Origin of the sequence: Flavobacterium sp. 28YEA47A, from assembly GCF_041262125.1 — a bacterium.
GTDB lineage: Bacteria > Bacteroidota > Bacteroidia > Flavobacteriales > Flavobacteriaceae > Flavobacterium.
In genome coordinates this window covers 150,513-175,978 of the sequence record NZ_JBGCCI010000005.1, presented here as the reverse complement: position 1 = coordinate 175,978, position 25,466 = coordinate 150,513, and the positions used below count along the sequence as shown (strand labels likewise).

Annotated in this window: 23 protein-coding genes and 1 pseudogene; 19 read left to right on the top strand and 5 right to left on the bottom strand. The window is 35.6% G+C overall.

Annotation, left to right across the window (positions count from 1 at the left end):
- Positions 1 to 22: 22 nt before the first annotated feature.
- Positions 23 to 2,416 (top strand): mechanosensitive ion channel family protein, encoded by a 2,394-nt coding sequence (locus ABH942_RS08915; protein WP_370031186.1) that lies wholly within the window; start codon positions 23 to 25, stop codon positions 2,414 to 2,416.
- A gap of 63 nt (positions 2,417 to 2,479) precedes the next feature.
- Here ABH942_RS08915 and ABH942_RS08910 read toward each other — a convergent pair whose 3' ends face one another.
- Positions 2,480 to 4,231 carry a DUF885 domain-containing protein gene (locus tag ABH942_RS08910; RefSeq protein WP_370031184.1) on the bottom strand — a complete coding sequence of 584 codons (1,752 nt, stop codon included), beginning with the start codon at positions 4,229 to 4,231 and terminating at the stop codon, positions 2,480 to 2,482.
- A 165-nt stretch (positions 4,232 to 4,396) separates the two neighbouring features.
- Between ABH942_RS08910 and ABH942_RS08905 the strand changes: the two genes are divergently transcribed.
- The gene (locus ABH942_RS08905) at positions 4,397 to 4,843 is read left to right on the top strand and encodes a hypothetical protein (RefSeq protein ID WP_370031182.1); all 447 of its coding nucleotides are present in this window, start codon (positions 4,397 to 4,399) and stop codon (positions 4,841 to 4,843) included.
- Positions 4,844 to 4,941: 98 nt separating this feature from the next.
- Complete coding sequence (locus tag ABH942_RS08900; protein WP_370031181.1) at positions 4,942 to 5,502, top strand: DUF6642 family protein; 561 nt, start codon at positions 4,942 to 4,944, stop codon at positions 5,500 to 5,502.
- A 50-nt stretch (positions 5,503 to 5,552) separates the two neighbouring features.
- Here ABH942_RS08900 and ABH942_RS08895 read toward each other — a convergent pair whose 3' ends face one another.
- Entirely contained in the window at positions 5,553 to 6,881 is a 1,329-nt protein-coding gene (locus tag ABH942_RS08895) for a glycosyltransferase family 2 protein (protein ID WP_370031525.1), read from the bottom strand.
- 432 nt (positions 6,882 to 7,313) lie between these two features.
- Between ABH942_RS08895 and ABH942_RS08890 the strand changes: the two genes are divergently transcribed.
- The 6 genes from ABH942_RS08890 to ABH942_RS08865 all read left to right on the top strand — a co-directional run bounded on the left by ABH942_RS08890 (position 7,314) and on the right by ABH942_RS08865 (position 12,591).
- Complete coding sequence (locus ABH942_RS08890; RefSeq protein WP_370031179.1) at positions 7,314 to 7,646, top strand: PadR family transcriptional regulator; 333 nt, start codon at positions 7,314 to 7,316, stop codon at positions 7,644 to 7,646.
- A gap of 2 nt (positions 7,647 to 7,648) precedes the next feature.
- A complete protein-coding gene (locus tag ABH942_RS08885) occupies positions 7,649 to 8,245 on the top strand; it encodes a hypothetical protein (RefSeq protein ID WP_370031177.1) in 597 nt (198 codons plus the stop codon).
- Between the two features lie 2 nt (positions 8,246 to 8,247).
- Positions 8,248 to 9,567 (top strand): serine hydrolase domain-containing protein, encoded by a 1,320-nt coding sequence (locus tag ABH942_RS08880; RefSeq protein WP_370031174.1) that lies wholly within the window; start codon positions 8,248 to 8,250, stop codon positions 9,565 to 9,567.
- 162 nt (positions 9,568 to 9,729) lie between these two features.
- A complete protein-coding gene (locus ABH942_RS08875; protein WP_370031172.1) occupies positions 9,730 to 10,146 on the top strand; it encodes a hypothetical protein in 417 nt (138 codons plus the stop codon).
- A gap of 90 nt (positions 10,147 to 10,236) precedes the next feature.
- Entirely contained in the window at positions 10,237 to 10,803 is a 567-nt protein-coding gene (locus tag ABH942_RS08870; RefSeq protein WP_370031170.1) for a DUF664 domain-containing protein, read from the top strand.
- A gap of 48 nt (positions 10,804 to 10,851) precedes the next feature.
- On the top strand, positions 10,852 to 12,591 hold the full coding sequence (locus ABH942_RS08865; protein ID WP_370031168.1) for a hypothetical protein: 1,740 nt from the start codon (positions 10,852 to 10,854) through the stop codon (positions 12,589 to 12,591).
- Positions 12,592 to 12,667: 76 nt separating this feature from the next.
- Here ABH942_RS08865 and ABH942_RS08860 read toward each other — a convergent pair whose 3' ends face one another.
- A complete protein-coding gene (locus ABH942_RS08860) occupies positions 12,668 to 14,644 on the bottom strand; it encodes a thiamine pyrophosphate-dependent enzyme (protein WP_370031166.1) in 1,977 nt (658 codons plus the stop codon).
- Between the two features lie 193 nt (positions 14,645 to 14,837).
- Here ABH942_RS08860 and ABH942_RS08855 point away from each other — a divergent pair, with 193 nt between their 5' ends.
- The 8 genes from ABH942_RS08855 (at position 14,838) to ABH942_RS08820 (ending at position 20,791) form a co-directional block, all read left to right on the top strand.
- A complete protein-coding gene (locus ABH942_RS08855; RefSeq protein ID WP_370031164.1) occupies positions 14,838 to 15,788 on the top strand; it encodes an isopenicillin N synthase family dioxygenase in 951 nt (316 codons plus the stop codon).
- Between the two features lie 121 nt (positions 15,789 to 15,909).
- Positions 15,910 to 16,242 carry a translation initiation factor gene (locus ABH942_RS08850; protein WP_370031162.1) on the top strand — a complete coding sequence of 111 codons (333 nt, stop codon included), beginning with the start codon at positions 15,910 to 15,912 and terminating at the stop codon, positions 16,240 to 16,242.
- Positions 16,243 to 16,327: 85 nt separating this feature from the next.
- A complete protein-coding gene (locus ABH942_RS08845; protein ID WP_370031160.1) occupies positions 16,328 to 17,200 on the top strand; it encodes a nucleoside phosphorylase in 873 nt (290 codons plus the stop codon).
- Complete coding sequence (locus tag ABH942_RS08840; RefSeq protein WP_370031158.1) at positions 17,200 to 17,655, top strand: DinB family protein; 456 nt, start codon at positions 17,200 to 17,202, stop codon at positions 17,653 to 17,655. The genes ABH942_RS08845 and ABH942_RS08840 overlap by 1 nt, the downstream gene beginning before the upstream one ends.
- On the top strand, positions 17,652 to 18,500 hold the full coding sequence (locus ABH942_RS08835; RefSeq protein ID WP_370031156.1) for a substrate-binding domain-containing protein: 849 nt from the start codon (positions 17,652 to 17,654) through the stop codon (positions 18,498 to 18,500). Before ABH942_RS08840 ends, ABH942_RS08835 begins: the two co-directional genes overlap by 4 nt.
- Before the next feature lie 27 nt (positions 18,501 to 18,527).
- Positions 18,528 to 19,463, top strand: coding sequence for a transglutaminase (locus tag ABH942_RS08830; RefSeq protein ID WP_370031154.1), 936 nt, complete (start codon positions 18,528 to 18,530; stop codon positions 19,461 to 19,463).
- 172 nt (positions 19,464 to 19,635) lie between these two features.
- The gene (locus ABH942_RS08825) at positions 19,636 to 20,208 is read left to right on the top strand and encodes a DUF3575 domain-containing protein (protein WP_370031153.1); all 573 of its coding nucleotides are present in this window, start codon (positions 19,636 to 19,638) and stop codon (positions 20,206 to 20,208) included.
- A gap of 10 nt (positions 20,209 to 20,218) precedes the next feature.
- A complete protein-coding gene (locus tag ABH942_RS08820) occupies positions 20,219 to 20,791 on the top strand; it encodes a hypothetical protein (RefSeq protein ID WP_370031151.1) in 573 nt (190 codons plus the stop codon).
- 8 nt (positions 20,792 to 20,799) lie between these two features.
- Here ABH942_RS08820 and ABH942_RS08815 read toward each other — a convergent pair whose 3' ends face one another.
- The gene (locus ABH942_RS08815; RefSeq protein WP_370031149.1) at positions 20,800 to 21,465 is read right to left on the bottom strand and encodes a uracil-DNA glycosylase; all 666 of its coding nucleotides are present in this window, start codon (positions 21,463 to 21,465) and stop codon (positions 20,800 to 20,802) included.
- A gap of 270 nt (positions 21,466 to 21,735) precedes the next feature.
- Between ABH942_RS08815 and ABH942_RS08810 the strand changes: the two genes are divergently transcribed.
- Together ABH942_RS08810 and ABH942_RS08805 are read left to right on the top strand one after the other, a co-directional pair.
- On the top strand, positions 21,736 to 23,907 hold the full coding sequence (locus tag ABH942_RS08810; RefSeq protein ID WP_370031147.1) for a DNA mismatch repair protein MutS: 2,172 nt from the start codon (positions 21,736 to 21,738) through the stop codon (positions 23,905 to 23,907).
- Between the two features lie 8 nt (positions 23,908 to 23,915).
- A pseudogene (locus tag ABH942_RS08805) lies at positions 23,916 to 24,266 on the top strand (thiol-disulfide oxidoreductase DCC family protein); the annotation flags it as partial.
- 117 nt (positions 24,267 to 24,383) lie between these two features.
- Here the strand turns inward: ABH942_RS08805 and ABH942_RS08800 are convergent.
- Positions 24,384 to 25,412, bottom strand: a complete 1,029-nt coding sequence (locus ABH942_RS08800) for a T9SS type A sorting domain-containing protein (RefSeq protein WP_370031144.1) — start codon at positions 25,410 to 25,412, stop codon at positions 24,384 to 24,386.
- Positions 25,413 to 25,466: the final 54 nt, after the last annotated feature.

Sequence of the window (25,466 nt, the reverse complement as noted above, 5' to 3'; positions counted from 1 at the left end):
ATTACTAAGTTTAGTTTTTAGAATGAAAAAGAAAACTTTTTTTAAGCAATTTCCACATAGCACTACCCTACGGCTCCTGCTCGTTTTATTCCTTATGTCAGGAATAGCTGCTACAGCACAGGAAAAAGAAAAAAAAGCGGCTGAAAAACCTACAGTTGAGAACAAAAGCAAGCCTTCTATATTTGCTGATGATGAACTGGCTGCCAGTGATTATCTGGTGTCTATCGAAAGAGCCGGAGAAATGCTTGACAATGCCAAAGGCAAAGGCGCACTTGATGCAGGAGTACTCTTTCTTCTAGGAGAAATGAAACAGACAAAAGATGCATTAAAACTCATCGATGCCAATCTTGAAGCAAAAAACAATGGCAATGTCCGCAATCAGCAAATGTACCGTAAAGTTTTACTGGAACTTCAGCAAAAATTTGAGCTCTACTGGAAAAAACTAAACGAAAACGACGAAAGGATTGTCAAAATTCGGAAAGGCAACAAAGCAATCATAAACGATACTGTTTTTAGAAAACTTATAAAAGATAGCCTTCTTATCAAAGAATTTCGTCCTCAGCTAAAAGAATTAAAAGCTAAATGGATCACGACAGACAGTCTTTTAAAGGCTAATATCGACTCTCTTAATAACTGGAAAAAAGTAATCGTTGAAAAAAGGATGCTGGTTTCCAAAGATCTTATTCTTGTCAACGAACGCCTCAATAAGTCGGGAGTTTCGCTTTTAGGAAACGAGCATCCGCATTTGTGGGACAGCAGTACTACCAATGAACAAGAAATGCAGGCTTATTTTCAAGAAAAATTTAATGCTGAACAAAAAGCGTCAGCTTACTATTTTGGTTACAGCTTTGGTAGTACTTTTTTATTGTTATTGCTTGGCGGATTGTTATTCTGGTGGATCAGTTTCAACCTGAAATATTTAAAAAAAGTACATCAGATGGAATCTTTAGAAATTTTCGAATTTCGCTATCTGAATCAAGGTGCCATATTGCCGGTTGTGGTACTGATACTTAATATCGTCATTGCCATAAACCTATATGCTCCTGCCCTTTTTATTGAATTTACGCATCTGATACTTCTCATAGTACTGACCATATTGTTCAAAAAAAGATGGACACCAAAAGCTTTCCGAAATTGGCTCTTACTGGTCACTATTTTTGTTATGTTCAGCTTTATGGATCTTTTTGTAGAAGTGAGCCAGTTCCAACGTTGTGTTTTTATTTTAGTGAATTTGGCGTGTATCCGCTTTGGGCTAGCCTATCTGAAAACAATACAGGAAGAAATGTATATCAAAGGTCTTTTAAAATATGCAAAAACCTTATTTCTGGTTTTGAACATATTGGCTGTAATTTTTAATGTATTCGGGCGTGTTTCCTTAGCGCATACCTTAAGCCTGGCAGCTGTCATAGCACTGACACAGGTTATTGCTCTTTCCGTATTCCTGAAAATTATACTTGAAATAATTACATTACAAATTTATACGATCCGAATCCGCAGAGGTATTACAAAGATTTTTGACTTTAGAAATCTTGAAAAAAACCTTAAAAAGCCTTTCATGCTTCTTATTATTTATTTGTGGGTAATTGTCATTGCATCCAATCTTAATCTTTCCAGCGTATTTTATGATTCGATAACTGCTTTGCTGACTACAAAAAATAAAATCGGAAACTTCTCATTTACCATTGGCAACATATTATTATTCCTCATAATCGTTTGGATTGCTCATATCATCCAGAAATATGTGGCTTACTTCTTTGGAGAAATTGATAATGAAGATGAAGAAAGTATCAATAAGAAGCAGCATTCCAAATTATTGATTACACGACTTCTTTTGCTCATTTTAGGTTATCTGTTGGCTATTTCTGCTGCAGGAATTCCTTTGGATAAAATAACTATTGTTTTAGGAGCGCTAGGTGTTGGAGTCGGTTTAGGATTACAGAATATTGTAAACAATTTTGTTTCGGGTGTTATCCTGATTTTTGACAAGCCAATTCAGATTGGTGATGTAATTGATGTTGGCTCCCAATCCGGAAGAGTAAAAACCATCGGTTTAAGAACCACCAAAATAGATACTTCCAATGGTGCCGAAGTTATTGTCCCAAATGGAAATATACTGTCGCAAAATATCGTAAACTGGACGTATACCAATAACTCTAAGCTGGTTGATTTAAGTTTTACATTACAAGGAGAAATCTCACAGGAGCAGATTAAAGAAACTATTATTAGCTGTATCAGTAAAATTCCAACGATTCATTCTGAAAAAGTGCCCCAGTTTTTTTACAGTTTTATTTCTGATACGAAATACCAGCTAAAAATTCAATTCTGGTGCAATATCCACAGGACAGAAGCAGCAGTCAGTGAAGCCAGAATTATGCTTTATGAAGGATTTAAAAAACAAGGCGTTAGTTTTGAATAATAAAAAAGGACAGCATTATTAGCTGTCCTTTTTATTTTATAATGTTTTAAATTTTCAATTAAATTACATTTTTTCATTCTGCATCAATTCCTTGATGTATTTGACAGGAGCGCTGCCATAACTTAAGAATTTTTCATGAAAACGTTTCAGGTTAAAATTCTTGCCCTGTTGTTTTTTTAACTGTTCTCTAAAGTCATAGATTTCTGTATATCCTGTAAAATAAGAACAAAGCTGTACTTGTGACAATGTTACACGTTTCCATTTCCCTTCAGCTTCTGCATCCTGCTGAAATGCTTCTTTGGTCAATAAATGAATACCATCTTCTTTTGACATATTTCGGGTGTGTACGCTGTTGTCTAAAATAGTATTACAGATTGTTCTCAGATTCCATTTATAATACATCAGCCACATTTCGTCTGAATTTTTATAGCCGCTTTCCAACATCATCCTCTCTGCATACACAGCCCAGCCTTCGATCATGGCTCCATTTCCTAAAATAGCCTTGATAATACTTGGCGACTGGTTACTATAAACCAATTGTGTATAATGTCCCGGAATGGCTTCGTGGATATTCAAGATCTGCAAGATATAATTATTGTATTCTCTCAGATAGCTTTCTGCATCGGCTGCAGACCAGCCGGAAAGGCTTCCTACATTATAATACGTATTGCCATTTTTGTCATAAGGACCAGGTGCTGAAATTGAAGCTCCGGCAACTCCCGCCATATAATCCGGTTCTTTTCGTACAACTAACGGTTTGGACGGATCAATATAAATAAGGTCTTTTGCTTTGACATAGGCTGTCAATTCCGGAATCTGCTTTTCAATTTCAGACTGGAATTTCTCAGGTGTTGTATGCTGCAATGAAATTTTGTCGATTACCTGTTTGATTAGTGTCAACTTATCAGCTGGCTTAGGCGCATTGCCCATATATTTGCTCCAAAGTTTGTCGGCCAACACAAACATCTTATCATGCAATTCTTTTTTCTGACTTATTGCTTTCTGATAAATCTGCTCTGCATTGTAGCCCGACTGAATATCAAAATCAAACTTCTTGGCATATAGTTCTTTTCCAAGTCGGAAAGAGCGAGGCGTTTTATTATCCAGTTTTTGCAACCAGGCAACATAATCCTGAATCGCTTTTACAGATGTTTTTGCCTTGCCTAAAATGGCTTCTTTTTCTTCCTTGCTTAATTTACTTTTTTCTACAGCTGCCTTAAGGTCGGTTTCAAAAACAGAAATACCTCCTAAATTCTGTGCAATTGCCAACTGTGTATGTTCAACTGTAGGGTTTTTTATATTCTTTATGGCCGCTTCATAATAAGCCGGAATATTATCCATTTTCAGGCTGATATTTTTTAGGCGTACTTCAAGCGAGTCATAATTCCCATTTAGCATTTCTGCAAAAGAACCACTCACATTATAACCAGAAGGATCCCATTCGTCTGATTTTACTTCCTTGATATTAAAAGTAATAGATTCCAGAAGGTTTTTAATCATTTGATAATCCGTCTTGTTATTATCCGACAGATTTTCTAAAGAATATTTTTTTAATGAATCCAATTGGACAGAAGAAAACTGCAACTGTTTTTGCTCATAGGCATCATCAGGAATCACCAAAACGCTATCGTATTTGTGGTAACCTTGACTTGAAGCCCAACCTGGATTGAGTTTCCATAATTCATCAACAAAATGTTCTTTATAGTTTTCAAAATGAATATCTGAAAACTCTTCTGAAACTGCGTCAGTCTTGGCAGTCTTATTACAAGAATAAAGCGAAGCCAAAACAAGTAACGAAAGGAATGTTTTTTTCATATAGGGAATAAATTAAGGCTTAAAGATAAGAAAATGTTTATGAGAAGGAATTATTTTAAAATTTTATAAAAATCCATGTAACCTTATATCTTTGGATAAATTTAAGTACATATCTTTAAACTGATATATTTGCCAGATATCAGTAACAATACAAAACTATAGCAAATGGAAAACGTTAAAGATAAACAGCATTATAAATTTACTACCCTATCTTTTATCCTAATAAACATATGGGCTTTATATGGCTTTTTTGAGTATTTCACTGATAAGGATGGATTCATTCGCGGATTTGGATTATTTATATTTTATGTAGCTAGTATTCTCTCTTGCCTTATTCTTGGGTTTATCTTAATTCTCCTGAGAATTTTGTATTTCAAAAAAGGGCGAAAAAATAAATTAAGAGCCAATTTCTTTTACATTTTTACCGGTATTTTCAATGCTTATATTTTTATTGTCTGGCTTATTTGCCTTTTTCTAAAAATATTACCAATTGGAAAACCCTTAACATTCTATATATTGGGTAATCTGGTAATTTCTCTATTTATCCTTTTAGATATTTATCATATAAAGAATCTAAAAACGACAAACGATGTAGTAGTTGAAAATATCTAATGCTTATTTAGTATAACCAAAAGATAAACAACAGATAAAAAGCATCAATAATACACTCCAAATAAAAAGTTACCTTTGCTTTTTACGACGTCTACTTTATGGATAATGACAAATTTATCTTCTGTCTTGAAGCAGTCCCTGATATCGATACAGAAGAAACTACCGAAACTTTTAAAAGCTTAGAAAAGCTGGCACTTCAAACGGGTATTGACAGTATTTACAAAACCTGTGATACGATAGAAGGATTAGAAGAAAGCCTTAATGCCTTGCTATATGAAGATCATAATTTTAAAAATTATGAAATAATCTATCTGGTTGTGCCTGGCGAAGGAAATACTATTTGCTTAAATAACTATTATTACAGCCTTGAAGAAATTGCTGAACTCTTTGAAGGAAAAATGAAAGGAAAGATTTTGCATTTTGCCAATACCAAATCTTTAGAGCTTGACGGAGAAGAAGCCCAATATTTTTTAGATGTTACCGGGGCCAAAGCCGTTTCGGGTTATGGATTACGCTCCAGTAAAGCAAACAGCAATCCATTGGATAATGCCTTCTTTAGCTTTTGTCAGGACGAAGACAATGTTATTGAAATTGTTGAGCTATTGCATGAGAAATATTATGCAGCATGTAAGTTGCTCGATTTTAGATTGTATTATTAAAAAAACAGCTGCCTTTTCAAGCAGCTGTTACTATTTTATTTTTAGAGTAATTATCGCGTAAGCCATCCTCTTTTTCCCGCAGTAACAATAGCATACGGCGTAATCCAGAACAATCCGAAAGTATATAAGATACTATACGAATACGCCCATAAAGATTCTGAAAAATTATGACGCTTTGCATAAAAGAATACCGGGAAACTTGAAAATATTAATATTCCTAAAAGCGTTGAACTAAAAAACAATACCGGATGTATCAGTATAAAGTACAACATAAATAATAAGAATGGATAAGCCATGGCAAGAGTCAGAAACTGATTCAAAAACATCAGCCTTGCACCTACCTTAGATTCTTTCCTGAAATTTTTGAAAACAAATTTCGACATCATTAGGTTTTCTCTTACATTGCTTCTGCCCCAACGGATAAACATTTTGGATAATCCATTGTATTTTTCAGGAACATTTGTAAGTACGTAAGCATTTCTTTGAAACAGTACATGATAACCCTGTTTAAGAATCATATTTGTCATCGCTCTATCTTCCCCTATATCGGATGCCTGTCCCATAAAAGTCTGGTTGATCCATTCCGGTAAACACGCAAATACAGCTTGTCTACGGTATGCTGCTAATGCTCCGGGAGTACACAATACCGTACCAACTTTGCTCTCTGCAGATCGGATAAATTCAAAACTCATCACAAAACTTACATTCAGCATTTTTGGAAGTATTGCTTTTTCATTATTCAATACTCTTACATTTCCTGCAACAGCTCCGCAATTTTCATTTGTCACAAAAGGACTCACAAGGTTTCTCAAAGTATCGGTTTTTACGATAGAATCACTGTCTATAGTAACAAATATCTCTCCTGTTCCCATATTAAACCCACGGTAAAGTGCGTGACGTTTTCCTTGGTTTTTTGGCTGTTGGTAAATCGACAGACGATCACCTAAACGTTTTTTGGCTTGCTGCATCCAATACCAGGTATCGTCCTGACTTCCATCATCAATGGCCAATAACTGTAGCTTTTCCTGTGGATAATCGCTTTCTGCTATACTAAGCAATGTGTCCCAAACTAATTTGCCTTCATTATATGCAGGAACTATCACCGTACAGGTTGGCAATAATTCATCTGAAACTGATTTTATAGGCTTGTATCGAAAATACAGGTAAATGCTATACAGCATAAAACCTGCCTTAAATAACAGCAGAGCACTTGCAAGTACCAGGAAAGGAAAACCTATGGTTGAATTTAGCCTTTCAACATTAAATTGGTAGAACTCCGGCTGGAACTCATAAGCTAAGTAAGCGCCTATAATCATCAGCAGGAAAGTACCTGTCAATATCATCAGGTTTGCCTTTTTTGGAGATCGAAAAAAAAGCATTTTTTCGAGAATCAGGCTATTCACCTGAAAGATAAAACTTGTCAAGCTTTGTTCATCTTCCCTGGCATCTGCTTTGGAAGAATAAAATTCTTTTGAAGTAATTGTTTCACTTTTCATTGTCGTAAAATTGAGTTTAGTAATGGTGGTGTTATGAGATTTCCCTTTTATTTGTAAGATTACCCTGTGTGGAAAACCGTAGAAAATTATAGGAAAGAACTCACAACAACACGGTAAGCAAGTGCCATGCCATTTCAAGAACCTCCTATTATCAGGGAGTTTTAACATTTCGTAAACAACCAAGAAGTGTAGATTTTTTTCACACTGTTCCCCAATTGCCCCGTGGCATCAAATAGTTCCGATTTCATTTTTTCAGTATAAAATAAAAAACAAATACATACATTGTTATACTATGTATTTTGTTATATTTGCCTCATGAACGAAGAATATAAAAACAAATGGATATCGCAATTGAAGAAAGGAACGCTTTCTTTTATTGTGCTGAATATTCTCAATAAGGAAAAAGAATATTACGGATACGACCTGATTAGTGAAATCAAAAGGATAACTGATATTGATATAGCCGAAGGAACTTTATATCCTTTGCTCATCAGGCTAAAGAATGAAAATCTGGTAGAACATAATTGGGTGGAACAACAATCCGGTATTCCCAGAAAATACTATAGGATTACAAAAGAAGGAAAATCTACAATAGCGCAAATGAAAGCGTATTGGGATAATTTAAATCAAACCATCAATTCTATTTAGCCATGAAATTTCAAGAAATTACATTTACAGATACTAACGCAAAAAGACTATATAAAGATTACATTGGCAGAGTAAAACATGCTGTAAAAGATCTTAGTAAAGAAAACCAGCACGAAACATTGTTGGAAATAAACAGCCATATTTATGAAGCCTTTTCTCTATCAAATACCAATGAAGTAGAAAGCCTGCTTGATATTTTTGACAAACTAGGCCGCCCTGAAATCTTCCTAAAAGAATTAGTTTCAGAAAAAAAACTGGAAGAAGCCACCAAAACTTTCAATCCGGTAAAAATAATAAAGGCATTATTACTAAATATTACCAATGGAATATCATACATCATATTCCTGATTTTATACTTATCCTTATTCTCATTCGTGTTTTTGATTTTTGCAAAAATCTTCGATCCGGAAAACGTTGGCTTTTTCTATCGCAACAATGATATTTTCGTATTAGGAAAAATAAGCAGTTCATCTATCAATTACCGGCAATACGAACAATTAGGCAATTTGTTTATTCCTATAATGGCTGTATCAGCTTTTATTCTTTTTGTCATTATAACATTTCTTCTAAAACTTTCTAAACGATTAAAAAATAAATAAACATGAAACTCAATCTAATTGCCATCTGTTTCTTATTGTGCATCGCTACCACTTCTTTCTCCCAATCTTTTGATGGCAAAAAACTAGACCGTTATCTGGAAACCTTAGAAAGCCATGACAAGTTTATGGGAAGTGTTGCCATTTCAAAAAACAACGAGATAATCTATACCAAAACCGTAGGCTTCCAAAATATTGAAAATAAAATCAAAGCAGACAACCATACTATTTACAGCATAGGTTCTATATCCAAGACATTTACCGCTGTTTTGTTACTAAAGGCCGTTGAACAAAAAAAAATCAGTCTGAATACCACGATAGACAAGTTCTTTCCAGACCTTCCCAATGCAAAAAAAATAACCGTTGAAAATTTATTAAATCACAGTAGCGGAATCGGAAGCCTCACAGGCAATGCAGATTATCTTAGCTGGCATACACAGCCTAAATCGGAAAAAGAAATATTGGAGATTATCATCAAAACAGGAATCGATTTTGAACCCAATACGAAATCGGCTTACAGCAATTCAAATTATGTACTGCTTTCCTATATTTTGGAGCATATTTATAAGAAAAAGTATTCCGAAATCCTTACTGCTTATATAATCAAACCTCTACAATTAAAGAACACCTATTTTGGGCATTCTCAAAGTACGACAAACCGCGAAGCAATGTCCTATACTTTTTCCAATGGCTGGAATCCTCATGCCAATACACATGCTTCTATTCCTATGGGAGCAGGTGCAATTCAAAGTAACTCCGCCGATTTGGTCAAATTCAGCGATGCCTTATTCAACGGAAAAATCATTAGTAAGGAGAGTATTTCAAAAATGAAAACTTTAAAGAACAATTACGGTTTGGGCCTATTTGATTATTCATTCGAAAATCACCCTGGCATTGGGCATGATGGCGCAATAGATGGCTATAAATCTATCTTTACCAATTTTGAAAACGACAAAATAAGCTATGCCATTACCTCAAATGCTACCAATTATAAGCTCGACCTGATAACCAATATTGTTGTTATGGCTGCTTTTGGTCAGGCGTATGAAATTCCTGAGTTTAAAGCTATCGACATTAAACCCGAAGAATTAGAAGCCCTTACCGGAACCTATGCCGCACAAGGAATGCCTTTCAAGATAACCATCGCAAGACAAGAAAACACGCTAAGTGCACAAGCCACAGGTCAATCCCCTCTTCCTTTAGAAGCCATAGGCAATAACATTTTTACTTTTGACAAAGCAGGTATCCAACTGACTTTCAAACCCGATACCAAAGAAATGCTATTAAAGCAATCTGGCAGGGAAATAGAATTCAAAAAAGAATAAAGCATGTAAGCCCGTCTACAAAATTATAGACGGGCTTTTTTTATAGGCAATCTGCTATTCAATTCAATTTTTGCACCTGTTATTACAAATTCTTACTCGTTTCTTTCATCATCATATATACTACTATCAAGGCATTTAAATTTGCCTTATGAAAAATCATATATGAAAAAAACTACTATTAGACACTGTCTCCTTACCTCCTTTATCACTACCCTCTCCATAGCACAAACGATCGAAACTGCCACCATACCTAAAGAATCTAAAATTTCGTTTGCCTTTTTTGAAGGAACTGCTTTAGCAGGTTACGTTGACAAGGGAGGTTTTTTAAATTTTACTGGCCCAAACCTTAGCATTACATCCGGAAAATCTAAACTATTGTTGGGTATGCTTCCCTCCTTGCGATTCAAAGAAGATAAATCGGAAGTAAAAAACTCATTTGTAATGCCAACTCTTGGAATTGGACTTACTTACGGCTATAGGAAATTAGCTTTCCAGATTCCGCTATATTATAATGCAAAAACAGCAACTGCTGATGGAAAATGGAATGTCGGTATTGGCATGGGTATAAAGTTGAAATAATAAAGTTAAACATTTCTTATAACATATTTTTAACAGCTTTTTTTTTATAAATTGTTTTATCTTTAAAATTAAAATAAAATTGATAAAGCCATGAAAAACAGAATCTTACTCACATGTGTTGTCGTTATCCTATTTATAGGATCTGCTGTGCAGGCACAGTATATTGTCAAACCCGAAAAAGGCTATTCTCAAGAAATCGGGACAACAGTATTTATGCTTGAAAATTTAAAAACCCGTATTACTTCGAGCATCAAAAATCTAACTAAGGAACAGACCGATTATCTTTTGGTTGAAGACGCCAACAGGATTGGTGCAATGGTTTACCATTTAGCTGCAACAGAAAAATTCTATCAAGTCTTTACTTTTGAAAACAGAGAATTCAACGAAGAAGAAAAAGCAAAATGGGATTTAGCTCTTGAACTAGGAGATCCTGCCAGAAAAGCCTTGGTGGGCCAACCTATTGAATACTATCTGAAAATATGGGATGAGGTACGTAATGAAACCTTACGCTTGCTAAAGACTAAAAACGATAAATGGTTTAATGCCTTAACCAAAGAAAAATCCATGAATAATTATTTTGCCTGGTTTCACGTTATGGAACACCAAGCCAATCATATGGGACAAATACAGATGGTTAAAAACCGGCTGCCTAAATAATAATTTGCTTAAAAATAAACTTCTTAAATTATCTTAAACCTAAAAACTATGATTGAAACTTTGAATACTATTAAGGATTTAAAAATCCATGACATTTTTATCGGTAGTGATTATGATAACACTGTAGTATATGTTAAAGGTTATTATAATGAAGGCGACGGAGGCGAGGGTATTTTTATTTATAAAAAAGACGGTAAAGGTAGTGCTCCTCAAGACACGGTACAAACACCAAATGATGGTACGATTATTAAATCCAGTGTTGCGGGGTCGCCTGCAAACGGCAGATGGTTCAGACAATATTCAGGACATCTCAATATCTTATTCTTTGGGGTTATTAAGGATGAATATCCTGCCAATACAACACCGGTTGGTTTTTCCAATTCAGATAAAATACAGGCGGCAATCAATTATGTCAACGAGAATTTTTGGTATAACAAAAGGTCAGGAGAAATGACTCTGCTTTTCCCAAACGGGACCTATTTTATTGATAAGCCTATAGAGCTCAAATCAGGCATAAAATTACTTGGTGGCAAGGGAAGCATGTTTGTAGTTCTTGAAACTGCCCCACATTACGATTATATATTTAAACTGGCACCAGGACCGATTGTAAATACGGAAATGGAGAATTTTGTATTTGATTTAAAAGATGTGGTAGGTACCGGCGGAATACACCTTAAAGGAATTAAAGACTCGAAAGAGGAAGAAGGAGAAGGTGGGGCTTGGACTTGTAGTTTCAAAAATATAAGAATGAATAATTGCAAAGGACATGGTATTCATCTAGAAGGAGGCGAAACTGTTCATCCTGGATCAATCACAGATTACTTCTTACCCAATCAATACATAAATTTTGAAAACGTATGGATAACCCGAAAACACGTCGATTATAACTGTCTTAAAATAACCGGCCAATTAAATACAAGTACGTTCATCAATTGTATTTTTGAAGCTCCTTATTTTTATGATGATGTTGATCCGGGTCTGGATGGAGTAAATGTTTTGATTGAAAGCAATACAGATTATGTAAATCCATGTGAGTTCTCATTCATAAACTGTGCTACCGGGGGACATGTCAGATACGGCTATAAGATAAAAAACGTACAAAATATTACTTTTGACACCTGTTGGTTTGAAGATATTGATATAAGTATTGATATTACCAATAGCTCCGGAATAAATATCAGCAACTGTCGATTTGCCAATGCTGCCGGACAAGGCTCAAGACCTATATCTTTTTTGCCTCCTGGAACGGGCCGTTGTATATCTGTATTAGATTCATCTGTGACAGTAGAAAATAATTATGTAACCGTTTCAAATCCCAATAGTCCATTAGCACACAACGAAAGGTTTATTACTGGTATTGGCAACAACAACGTAATAAATGCTAAAAACAATTCATTCCAAGATATTCGTTTGAGTGAGACCATTGGAATTGTCCAAAACGTTTCTATCCAAAATGTTTCCACATTAAATGGAACATCAACTTCAGGTATTGAGACTTTAGGAAAAAAAATAGTTTTTGTCAAAGTTCCAGTAGGAAGTACTAATAATATAATAAACAGAATTAATTCAACTATAATAGCTGGAGAAACCATTTTTATCAGAGCAGATCAAGGAAGTGTGACATTTAATGAAATGAGCACGGTTAATGAAATGACAGGTAAAAATTTTGTTTTGAACGGAAGAGCTACCCTAACTTTGTCCAATGGTCAGGCAGCAACTTTCATAAAACTAGATGGAATCAATGGTAATGAGAAATGCTGTTATCAGTTAGTTTCTATATCTAATTAAGTTATATTGCTTATTTAATCACAAATAAAAAAGGTGTAGAGAAATCTACACCTTTTTTTTGTATTACTTTATAATCTTAGTAAGCCATCAGCTCTTTTAAAGCTTCTTCAAATCGTCCTCTTGCCAGAAACTGGTCTTCCAGTGCTTTTGTAAATGGAATTGGAGAATCCAAACTCGATACTCGTTTTACCGGCCCATCAAGATATTCAAAACATTCTTCCATAATCATAGCGGAAATATCACTGGCTACACCGCCAAACATCGTATCTTCCTGAAGAATGATTGCTTTTCCTGTCTTTTTTACAGAAGCATAAATCGCTTCAGTATCTAACGGCTGTAATGTTCTTAAGTCTAATAGATCAGCAGAAATTTCTGGATTCTTTGCCAAAGTTTCTAACGCCCAATGTACTGCAGCTCCAAAAGCAATGATTGTTACATCTTTACCTTCTTTCAACAAGGAAGCTTTTCCTAACGGAAGCGTATAGTAATCTTTCGGAACATCCTGATAAATACTTCTGTACAATAATTTGTGCTCAAAAAACAGTACCGGGTTCGGGTCGTTAATAGAAGTATTCAAAAGTCCTTTGGCATCATATGGGAAAGCCGGATAAACCACCTTCAAGCCTGGTGTTTTTGTAAACCATGCTTCATTGGTCTGTGAGTGGAAAGGTCCTGCCTGAGTTCCGCCACCGCAAGGCATTCTTACTACCACATCTGCATTTTCCAACCAGCGGTAATGTGATTTAGCCAAAAGGTTCACAATTGGATTAAAACCTGTCGAGACGAAATCTGCAAACTGCATTTCTACGATAGCTTTATGTCCGTTGATTGAAAGTCCCATTCCGGCAGATACCACCGCACTTTCGCATATAGGCGTATTGATAATTCTTTCTTTTCCAAACTGTGCTACAAAACCGTCCGTAATCTTAAAAGCACCACCATATTCTGCAATATCCTGTCCCATGATAACCAGGTTCTCATGACGCTCCATAGACTCTTTCAAACTATTGGAAATGGCATCAATAAGACGGATATTTATCTTTTTATCTGAAGGAGTAACTTCTTCAAATTCATAAGGTTTATAAACATCATTTAATTCTTCTTCATAAGTAGCTACAAGCTCAGGTTCGGCTTGTACCATAGCCCAGTTTTCGTCAATCTCCTTTTTGATTTCAGAACGGATTTCATCATCTTGTTCCTGCGTAAGCACACCTAATTCCGAAAGATATTTTCTATAATTATCTACCGGATCTTTGATAGCCCACATATCCATTAAATCTTGAGGCACATATTTGGTACCACTAGCCTCTTCATGGCCGCGCATTCTGAACGTTTTAAACTCCAACAAAACCGGTCTTGGGTTTTCTATCATCGAAGCTTTTAATTCTGATAGTTTGGTAAAAACTTCCAATATATTGTTCCCATCAATAATATGCGCCTCCATTCCGTAACCTATACCTCTGTCGGCAAGATTCTCACAACGGTATTGCTCGTTGGTAGGTGTTGAAAGCCCATAACCGTTATTTTCAATTACAAACATCACCGGCAATTCCCAAACCGAAGCAATATTCAAGGCTTCATGAAAATCTCCTTCACTGGTTGCACCTTCTCCGGTAAACACAGCCGTAACTTTTCCGTTCTTTTTTAGTTTGTTAGCCAAGGCGATTCCATCCGCAATTCCCATCTGAGGGCCTAAATGCGAAATCATTCCTATAATCTTATATTCCTGAGTTCCGAAGTGGAACGAACGATCACGTCCTTTAGTAAATCCGTTAGCCTTTCCCTGCCATTGTGAAAACAATCGGTAAAGAGGAATGTCTCTTCCTGTAAAAACTCCAAGGTTTCTATGCATAGGAAGAATATATTCATCCTTATCTAAAACAGCAGTAACACCGCAGGCTATTGCCTCCTGCCCGATTCCGGAAAACCATTTGGAAACTTTTCCTTGACGGATAAGAATCAGCATCTTCTCTTCAATCAATCGGGGCTTTAAAATTCTTTTATATAAATCTAATAATTGCTCGTTGGTCAGGTTTTTTCTGTCGAAATTCATAGGTAGTTACGAAAAGGTTTGCGTAATTTTTTAACTCGCCCAAAAGTATAAAAAAATAACAGCATAAACTCTTAATGTTACAGAATTTTCTATTGTTAATAACTTTTGAAATTAAATTCTCAAAATAATCTATACATTTGTGATAACAAGGCTTGACGCCTAGCAAAGTTATTAACATATATTTTTAAAGAGTATGCAAAATATTCCTAGTGTTGACTTGCGTGATTTCCTTTCGGACGACCCGAAACGTAAACAAAAATTTGTAAATGAAATCGGAAAAGCTTTCGAAGACATAGGCTTCGTAGCATTAAAAGGTCATTTTTTAGATGACAAACTGGTAGATGAGTTGTATGGCGAAATCAGAAATTTCTTCTCCCTGCCACTAGAAACCAAAAGCAGTTATGAAATCCCTGGTATTGGTGGACAGCGTGGTTATGTTTCCTTTGGAAAAGAACATGCTAAAGGTAAAAAAGAGGGAGATTTGAAAGAATTCTGGCATTTTGGCCAGTATGTTGACAAAGACTCAAGATGGGCTAAAGAATATCCTGACAACGTTGAGGTAAAAGAATTACCTCGTTTTAATATAGTAGGAAAAGATGCCTACCAAATGCTGGAAAAAACAGGAATTTATGTATTGAGAGCATTGGCATTGCATTTAGGTTTGGATGAATTCTATTTCGACAAATATGCCGAAGAAGGAAACTCCATATTACGTCCTATCCACTATCCGCCAATTACACAAGAGCCGGAAAATGCTATCCGTGCAGCAGCACATGGCGACATCAACCTTATTACTTTATTGATGGGTGCTCAAGGCCGTGGACTTCAGGTACAAAACCATAATGGTGACTGGATTGATGCTATTGCAGAACCGGACGAATTGGTAATTAATGTAGGCGATATGCTTTCAAGACATACCAATAACAAACTTAAATCTACTATCCACCAAGTAGTCAATCCTCCAAGAGAATTGTGGGGAACTTCTCGTTATTCGATTCCATTCTTCATGCACCCTGTAAGCGATATGCGTCTGGACTGCCTTGAAAACTGTATCGATGAAGAAAATCCAAAATTATATGAAGACATCTCTGCCGGAGAATTCCTGCACGAACGTTTAGTTGATTTGGGATTAATCAAAAAATAAGTTTTACATTTATACTTTATTAGAAAGACATTGAGTTTTGCTTGATGTCTTTTTGATTTTGTAGAATACTAAGATAGTAGTAAACGACACTGCGTTTAATAAAAAATCCAATTAAACAGTTATGGATTTACATGACCAATTAAAAAAGCTTTTCCCAGACCACGAACCGTCTGAAGAAATCGAAGAAACTCAAACCGAGCCAAAAGAGCTCTGGGTCCAGGCTGAGCCGATGATCTGCAAGTTCGAAAAACGAAAAGGAAAGCCAACTACCATAATAGAAGGCTATACCGGATCTGATGACGATTTCAAGATTCTGGCCAAAGAACTGAAAACAAAATTAAGTGTAGGCGGTACCTTCAAAGACGATTCAATTATCATACAGGGTGATTATCGCGACAAGATAATGACAATCCTTAAAGAAAAAGGCTTTAAGGTAAAACGTGTTGGCGGATAACGTAGCTCTTACAAATAAAATAATTTAATAACTGGCTTTTTCACTCAGCGGCTTAGCCACTATAAAGCATAGAAACTCAAAAAAAATGATACAATCTTCAGAATTAATCTTAAACCCTGATGGCAGCGTCTATCACCTGAATTTAAAACCAGAACATATTGCAAACGACATCATATTCGTAGGCGACCAGAATAGAGTTGAAAAAATCACTCAGTTTTTTGACTCCATTGAATTTTCAACTCAAAAAAGAGAATTTAAAACACAAACCGGAATCTTTAAAGGAAAAAGAATTACGGTAATGTCAACCGGAATTGGCCCAGACAACATCGACATTGTAGTTAACGAATTGGATGCGCTTGTCAACATCAATCTGGAAACACGTCAGCCAAAAGAAGAACTGACTTCCCTAAACATCATACGAATCGGAACATCAGGTTCTTTACAGAAAGATATTCCGGTAGACAGCTTTGTCATGTCTAAATTCGGATTGGGATTAGATAACATGCTCCGTTCCTATAAAATTGATACGATTACCGATGATGCTTTAGAAGAAGCCTTCCTCCATCATACAAACTGGGATATCCGAAAAGGAAAACCTTATGTAGTACGTTGCAGCGAAAAACTAGAAAAACTAATTGAAAGCGATAAAATCTTTAAAGGAATTACAGCAACGGCAGGCGGATTTTACGGACCACAAGGCCGCGTTTTGCGTCTTGAAATCCAGGATCCGGAATTAAATGCGAAAATGGATAATTTTAATTTTAATGATAACAGAATCACCAATCTTGAAATGGAAACGGCTGCTATTTATGGACTTTCCGCACTACTTGGGCACAATGCTTTATCGCTAAATGCTATTATAGCTAACCGTGCAAGTGGCACTTTCAGTGAAGATCCTTACAAGGCTGTAGATGAATTGATTGCTTATACGTTAGATAAATTGGCAAATAATTCCTGATGTTACAAGAAGTGATTCTTAAATTTGAAGAACTGCTGGTTGAAAATCTCGATTATTTTAATAAAACAAAGGAAGAGGTTTTAGATTTCAAACGAGACAACAAATGGTCTAAAAAAGAAATACTAGGCCATTTGATTGACTCAGCAGTTCACAATCTGGTACGGTTTACTGAAATACATTATGCTCCTAAACCCTACCAATACAGAACATATAACCAGGAAGATTTAGTAAATATAGGCCAGTATCAATCAACAGACAGTAAGGAATTAATCCAGCTCTGGCTTTCGCTGAACAAGCAAATTCTGAGGATTTTTAAATCCGTCGACAATGAAGCATTGCATTATGAAATTGAGTTGAACGATAAATCCATAATTAACCTGAGATTCTTAATGAGTGACTATGTTGCTCACTTAGAACACCATATCAAACAAATACAAAACCGTTATTCATCATGAAAACGATAAAAATTGCCGGAGTGCCCGAACATTTTAACCTGCCTTGGCATCTTTGCATAGAAAATGGAGAATTTGAAGCACAGAACATTGATCTGCAATGGACTGATGTCCCTGAAGGAACAGGCAAGCTATGCCAAATGCTTCGTAAGGGCGAGACGGATATAGCTGTAATCCTGACCGAAGGGATTATTAAAGATATTGTTTCCGGAAATCCGAGTAAGATTGTACAAGTCTATGTACAATCACCTCTTATTTGGGGAATTCACGTTGGCGCTGCTTCAAAATACAAAACCCTTTCCGACCTGGAAAGAACTAAGGTAGCTATCAGCAGAATTGGTTCCGGTTCTCAGCTTATGGCTTATGTCAATGCACACAATCAGGGCTGGAAAACGGGAGATTTACAGTTTGAAATTATAAATACCATTGATGGTGCAGTTGAAGCATTAACAGCTGGAACAGCAGATTATTTTATGTGGGAGCGCTTTATGACAAAACCTTTCGTTGATAAGGGAATATTCAGAAGAATTGCTGACTGCCCTACTCCCTGGCCATGTTTTGTAATTGCCGTGCGAAATGAAATTCTGGAAACACAGCCGGAAATCATTAAAACTATACTGGACATTATCAATCAAACAACAGAGGAATTCAAAGATATTCCTAGCATAGACAAAACATTATCGTCCCGTTACAATCAAAAAATTGAGGACATCCAGGAATGGCTTTCCTTAACAGAATGGTCACAAAAATCACTGGATAACAAAACGTTAAACAATGTTCAAAATCAACTGTTAGAACTTTCTATTATTGATAAAAAAGGTACTTTTGCAGATATAGTGCAAATCTAACAGGATTGAGCCGGCCTTTGGGTTGATATGGAGAAACAAGGTAACATAAGCTTCAAAAAAATAAAAGAGAAACTCCAGGTCAAAAAACCTTGGGACAATATCATTATTTTCTTATTGAACATATTGATTGCTATTCCTGTGTTTATCATTATCCACCAGAATATTATTGACCCGAATTGGTATTTCCACATTGACAGAATTCTTCTTTTCATTCTTGTAGTTGTTATCATCCAGTTGATTCTAAGACTGATGAAAACCATTATCATTCTTTGTATTGCTCTGTATCTGATTGCATTGATATACGGAAGTCTCTTTGGAAATTATGGTTTTAACAGTGTCTTTGAAGATTACCGTTCGATGGTGTATAGCATGTCCGAAAATCCTAATCCACAGGATATTATTATTTCAAAACTTTTGCCATTCCCTAACAAGTCAAAAATCCTGAACGCTATTGAATATGACAATCCAAAAGTTCGGAATTTTGCCTTGCTTGCTACTACCAAATACTTCAGGAATGTCAAAGGATACAGCGAGTACCGCAGACAAATACAGAGTTTTGCCGTGTTTAAGGAAATACAGCGTCGCTGGAATTATGTAAGTGATCCTAAAGGAAAGGAATACATTGCCCGCGCTACCGAATCCCTGATCCATTTTTCTGGCGATTGTGATGACCATGCTATCCTTATGGCTGCTTGCGTACGGGCTGTTGGAGGAACACCAAGGCTTATCCATACCGGCGGGCATATTTATCCTGAGGTACTTATCGGAAACAAAAAGGCTGATCTCGAAGCAATCAACTATCTTATTAAAGAAGTATTGTTCAAACAGGAAAGTAAAGGCAAAGAACTCCATTATCATATTGACGAACGCGGCCAAATCTGGCTCAACCTGGATTATACCGCCACTTATCCGGGTGGCCCTTTTATGTCTGAAGAAATTCTAGGCGCCCTAACGCTAAACTAGGATTTGTGATTTATGATTTTGGATTTGTGATTTTTGATTTCTGTTTATCTAAATCAACTACCCACTATCAACTATCCTCAACCAACTATCCACTATCAACTATTCTCTATCAACTATCATCTAAACCAACCAATCTTTTTCTATATTTACATCAGTTTACAAAAAGACAACTATGAAAAAATGGCTTTTCGCAGCACTGCTCGCTTTCCAGTTCTCAAATGCACAGGAAAGTACAAACATCTTTGCAAGAAAACAAAATGAAGTAAAATTCGATGTACTTTCCGTTATAGCATTTTCTAAAGTCCATGTCAGCTATGAACGTTTCCTAAACGAGAATTTTTCTGTAGGTATTAGTGGTAGTATTCAGGATAGCAAAGATGCCAAAGACGATTTTGACAAAGGCTATGACCGTACGCTTCCTAAATATGAAGTCAATCCCTTTGTACGCTATTCCTTATCCCACAGCCAAAAAAGTTTCTATTTTGCAGAAGTATTTGTTTCTGCAAACGGTGGAAAATACAGAGAGTTGCAGCGTTTTGTTGACGAATCCGGAAATGGCTATTATGGCACTTTTAAAGACAATTATACAGATGTAGCTATTGGAGGTGCTTTAGGATATAAACTGTATATTCAGGAAAAATTTGGCCTTGAATTATTCTTAGGAATGGGAAAAAATCTTTTCAATACTGACAAAAGCCCGGAAGTCGTTCCTCGTGTGGGATTGAATTTTGGCTACAGATTCTAATAAAATTACTATGAAAACGATAAAGATATTATTTTTAGCAATAATTGGAATGGCAGCTGTTACAGGCTGTGGTAATGATGATGAATTCTACAATTCAAAGTATACTTCTATTCCAAACCTGATAACGATTGAACACCAAAACAGTTATGCTGTAGGCGATGTCCTTTGGCTGAACACTAATTTTTCAAGATACCAGCCCGAACCAAACCAGACAACTCCGTTGGATATTTTCAAGACAACCGGAGGAGCTTCCTTTAGTTTTGCCTATGGATTGGAGAAAAAGACTGGAGCTAATACTTGGACAACTATTGATATTCAAAATGTAATCAAAGATCAGGGTGATGCTGTGGCCGATTTTTTTGTGATTGCCGAAAGTATTTATGAGCCAATTTCTCAAAATTACAAATTCAGAGCCGGAATACCATTATCCCAAACTGGCGAATACAGACTTGTTTTTGGTCTTTCAGAAGTATCTCGTCTCGAATTGTCATCGAATAACAATAATTCCAAAAATACTTTTCTTACGATTCAGACAACCACAAACAATCTAACAGCAGGATATTATAATTTTACGGTACAATAGAAAGAATATTACCAATCTATTTCTTTTCTACCTAAAGATTTAAGGTATTCGTTCGTTTTGCTAAAATGTTTGTTTCCAAACCAAAGTCCTCTGTTGGCACTTAATGGTGAAGGATGGCCTGAAGTAAGAATCAAATGTTTAGAGCTATCAATTAGTGATCTTTTGTTTTGCGCAAAACCGCCCCAAAGTAAAAAAACTACTTGTTCTCTTTCGTCTGAAACTTTTTGGATAACGGCATCTGTAAAAGTCTCCCAGCCTTTTTTCTGGTGACTTCCCGCCTCACCTTTTCGAACAGTTAGCGTAGCATTTAAAAGTAAAACGCCTTGGTCTGCCCAACGCTCCAAATTTCCGGTTTTTGGTAGCGGCTTGCTTAGATCAGATTCGATTTCTCGAAAAATATTGTACAAGGAAGGAGGAAAAGGAATTCCGTCATTAACAGAAAAACACAATCCGTTGGCCTGATTCGGTCCGTGATATGGGTCCTGGCCGATAATGACAACTTTTACATCGTCAAAATGGCAATGATCAAAAGCAGAAAAAATCTGACTTCCTTTCGGATAACATATATGATGAATATATTCTGATTTTACAAAATCAATGAGATGATGAAAATAAGGTTTTTCAAATTCTTCTGATAAAACGGCTTTCCAGGAAGGATGTATTTTTACTTGCATGGTTTTTAAAATTGATAGTTTTTAGTGGATAGTCGATAGTTTACGGTAAAAAATAATTTGGTTATAAAAAAGAGCTTCTGGCTTTCAACTTTCTTACTTTTTCACCTTAGCACCTTTATCCCTTTTCACCTTAGCTTCTTTTTCCAGCCGTAAATTTCGGAAAGTTTAACCAAAAACAAACTAAAAAAATAATTCATTTAAGCAAAAAACTTGACAAGCCCGGCAGCTTAGTTTTTTGTATTTTTGTATATAAAAACCGCTATAAATAAAATGACCAATATTACAGATAAAACATTACAAGATTTAGAATTTAACACCGTGCTGCAAGCCATTTCAGAAATCTGTAACACAGAAATCGGAAAGGAAAAGGCACTTCAGATTACGCCTTTTAAACATAAAAAGGAGCTGATGGATGCTTTGCAACAAACGTCCGAATATGTTTCTTCCTTTACAAATAATAATGCGATTCCTAATCATGGATTCGAAACGATTAGCAATGAAATAAAATTTCTTGCCATAGAAGATAGTTTTCTTGAAGTAGGCAGCTTTCGAAAAATTGCTACTATTTCAGACACTGTCAATGTATTGTTGCTTTTCCTTAAAAAATTTAATGACTATTATCCAAAATTAAGCGAAAAGGCCACTACAGTAGAGTATACCAAGTACATCACGCAGAAAATAGATGAAATCGTAGACAAATACGGTGAAATAAAAGACAATGCTTCTCCTGCCCTTGTTGATATCCGAAGAAATATGAATATGGTTCGTGGCAAAATCAATCAGAGTTTTGGCATGGCATTGAGCCAATACAACGGACTTGGCTATCTGGACGATATCAAAGAAAGTATCGTAGAAAACCGCCGCGTATTGGCAGTTCTGGCCATGTACAGGCGTAAAGTAAAAGGAACAATTTTAGGAAATTCAAAAACAGGAAGCATTACCTATATTGAACCAGAAGCTACTTTGCGTTTCTCAAGAGAACTGAGCAATCTGGAATATGAAGAAAAGGAAGAAATTACACGAATTTTAAAGCAGTTAACAAACGATATACGTCCGTTTTTAGACCTGCTGAAAACGTATCAGGAGTTTCTGAGCGATATTGATGTGATTGCCGGGAAAGCAAAATATGCCAACAGAATTAATGGTATTTTGCCCACTATAACCGACGAAAAAAGAATGTATTTCAGGGAAGCCTATCATCCTATTCTTTATCTCAACAATAAGAAAAAGAACGAGATTACTTTCCCTCAGACTATAGAATTGACCAACGAAAGCAGAATCATTGTAATTTCTGGACCTAACGCCGGAGGAAAAACAATTTCCTTAAAAACAGTAGGACTGCTACAACTAATGTTGCAAAGCGGCATGCTTATTCCTGTGCATGAACGTAGCGAAACTTTCTTATTTGACCGTATACTGACAGACATAGGAGACAATCAATCTATTGAAAATCACCTGAGTACCTATAGCTACCGTTTAAAAAACATGAACTATTTCCTTAAAAAGTGCAATGCCAAGACATTGTTTCTTATTGATGAATTTGGTACAGGTTCAGATCCGGAATTGGGAGGTGCCTTAGCCGAAACCTTTTTGGAAGAGTTTTACCATAGGGAAGCATTTGGAATTATTACCACGCACTACTCCAACTTAAAAATGTTGGCAAATGAACTGCCTTATGCTTCTAATGCAAATATGTTATTTGACGAAAAATCATTAGAACCTATGTACAAGCTGATGTTGGGACAAGCCGGAAGTTCTTTTACTTTTGAAGTCGCTCAAAAAAACGGTATTCCTTTCGGACTGATTAACCGTGCCAAGAAAAAAATAGAAGGAGGAAAAGTACGTTTTGATAAAACTATTGCAACACTTCAAAAGGAACGTTCTAAACTTGAAAAAACGTCACAAAATTTAAAAGAAGAAGAAAGCAAAGCTCGGGAAGAAAGCAAAAAAATGGAGTCTATCAATTCCAAAATTCAAGACAAACTGGAACGCTATCAGGAATTATATGATGCCAATCAGCGTTTGATCTATATGGGACAAAAGTTGGATGATATTTCTGAAAAATATTTCAACAACAAAAATAAAAAGGAACTTATAGGAGAATTCCTGAAAATGATTGAAATTGAAAATTCTAAGCGAAAAAAATTAACCGCTAAAGAAAAAAAGGCTAAAGAAATTGTCCAGAAAGAAGTAATCAAGGAAGTTACGGCTAAAGTAGAGGAAATTCGAGAAGAGAAAAAAGAAAAGAAAATCAAAGCTATCAAGCAAGAAGCAAATAAACCAAAACCTGTTTTAAAACTTGGTGATCGTGTTAGATTGGTTGACGGAAAAGCCATCGGAACAATTGACAAAATCGAGAAGAACAAGGTCACGGTTAATTATGGTATCTTTACTTCGAAAGTGAATTTAGAAACTTTAGAGCTGGTAGAAGCAAAAAAATAATTATAAGTATGATTAATTTGCCCCTAGATAAAAAGATAATTTTGTTTGACGGAGTCTGCAATCTCTGCGATTCTTCCATACAATTTATCATCAAGCATGATAAAAAAGATATTTTCCGGTTTGTAGCATTACAATCAGAAATTGGTCTGGAGATAATAAACCATATTGGTATTGATACTGCTAAGATCGATTCAATTCTCTTGTATGAACCAGGCAAGGCTTATTACTACAAAGCTCAGGCTGCTTTAAAAATTGCCAAAGAATTGGGCGGCATATATACAGCAATCAGTTGGTTTTCTATACTCCCTGATTTTTTAACCAATGCCGTATACGATTATATTGCCCGAAACCGATACAAATGGTATGGAAAAAAAGATGCCTGTATGATTCCTACACCTGAATTAAAAGCAAAATTTTTATAATAAAAAAAGCCAAACTTAAAAGTTTGGCTTTTTCTTTTTTATCTTAAAAACTAATTAGTTTTTGATAATCTTTTTAGTTATTGTTCCTTGATCAGAACTAATGTTCATCATGTAAACACCAGCTGCTAATTCAGAAATGTTAACTTGAGCAGAAGAATCTCCATTCAATTTAACGGTCTTAATTGTACGTCCATTCAAATCAGAAAAGCTAACTGAACTTAAAGTAGAATTCAAATCGTTAGAAATGTTAACTAAACCATTAGATGGGTTAGGATAAACAGAGAATTTGTTTGCTTCAACTTTATTTGTAGACAATAAATTCTCAACAGCAGTAGCTCTTACTGTAAAATCATCAAATCTAAAAGTTGAAGCTACGGTATTTGCTGTTCCTGCAATAACAACTACATCAAATTCAGCTGGAACATATCCAGGTGCACCATCAATAGTTCCACCAACATCAAGATCATTACTTACCCATGTAAATGTACCTGTAGTTGAATCATATGCAAATCCTACTCTAATCCATGTGTTAGCAGGTACAGATAAACCTCCTGTAGCCAAACTGATTGTATAGTTCCCTGGAGTACCTGTCTGATTGAAATCACCATAAGCAAAACCATCTAGCTTTTTGGTACTCATATTAAAGTTAAATCCTCCAATAACTGTTCCATCAGCAGTAAAAATAAGTGGTCTTAATACTGATTTACTAGTAGTTGCTGCACCAGAAAAGAAAGAAAATTCCAATTCAATAACATTGTTTCCACTAGTTCTTGAAGTCCAAGATGCATCTAATCCGTTTTTCCAAACAAATCGGTTACCAGTTGCTGCATTCGATCCTATAATTTGAAGGACATTTCCTTGAGTAGCATTATCAGCAACAATTTGATAATTTGAATTTGCACCATTTGTTCCTCCTGCATCGCTAAAAGTAAATAATCCTCCTTGACCAGCTGTAGCACCTGTTAAATCAGTCCCAACATTTCCAATAGTCAAAGAGTTAAAGTTCTCAGATTGCAATAATTGTGCATTTACACTAAAAACAGAACCAAATAAAAGTCCTGCAAAAAGTAATTGTTTTTTCATAATATAAAGTTTTTTAGTTATTGCAAATGTAGGTTTTTGTGCACAAATAAAAAA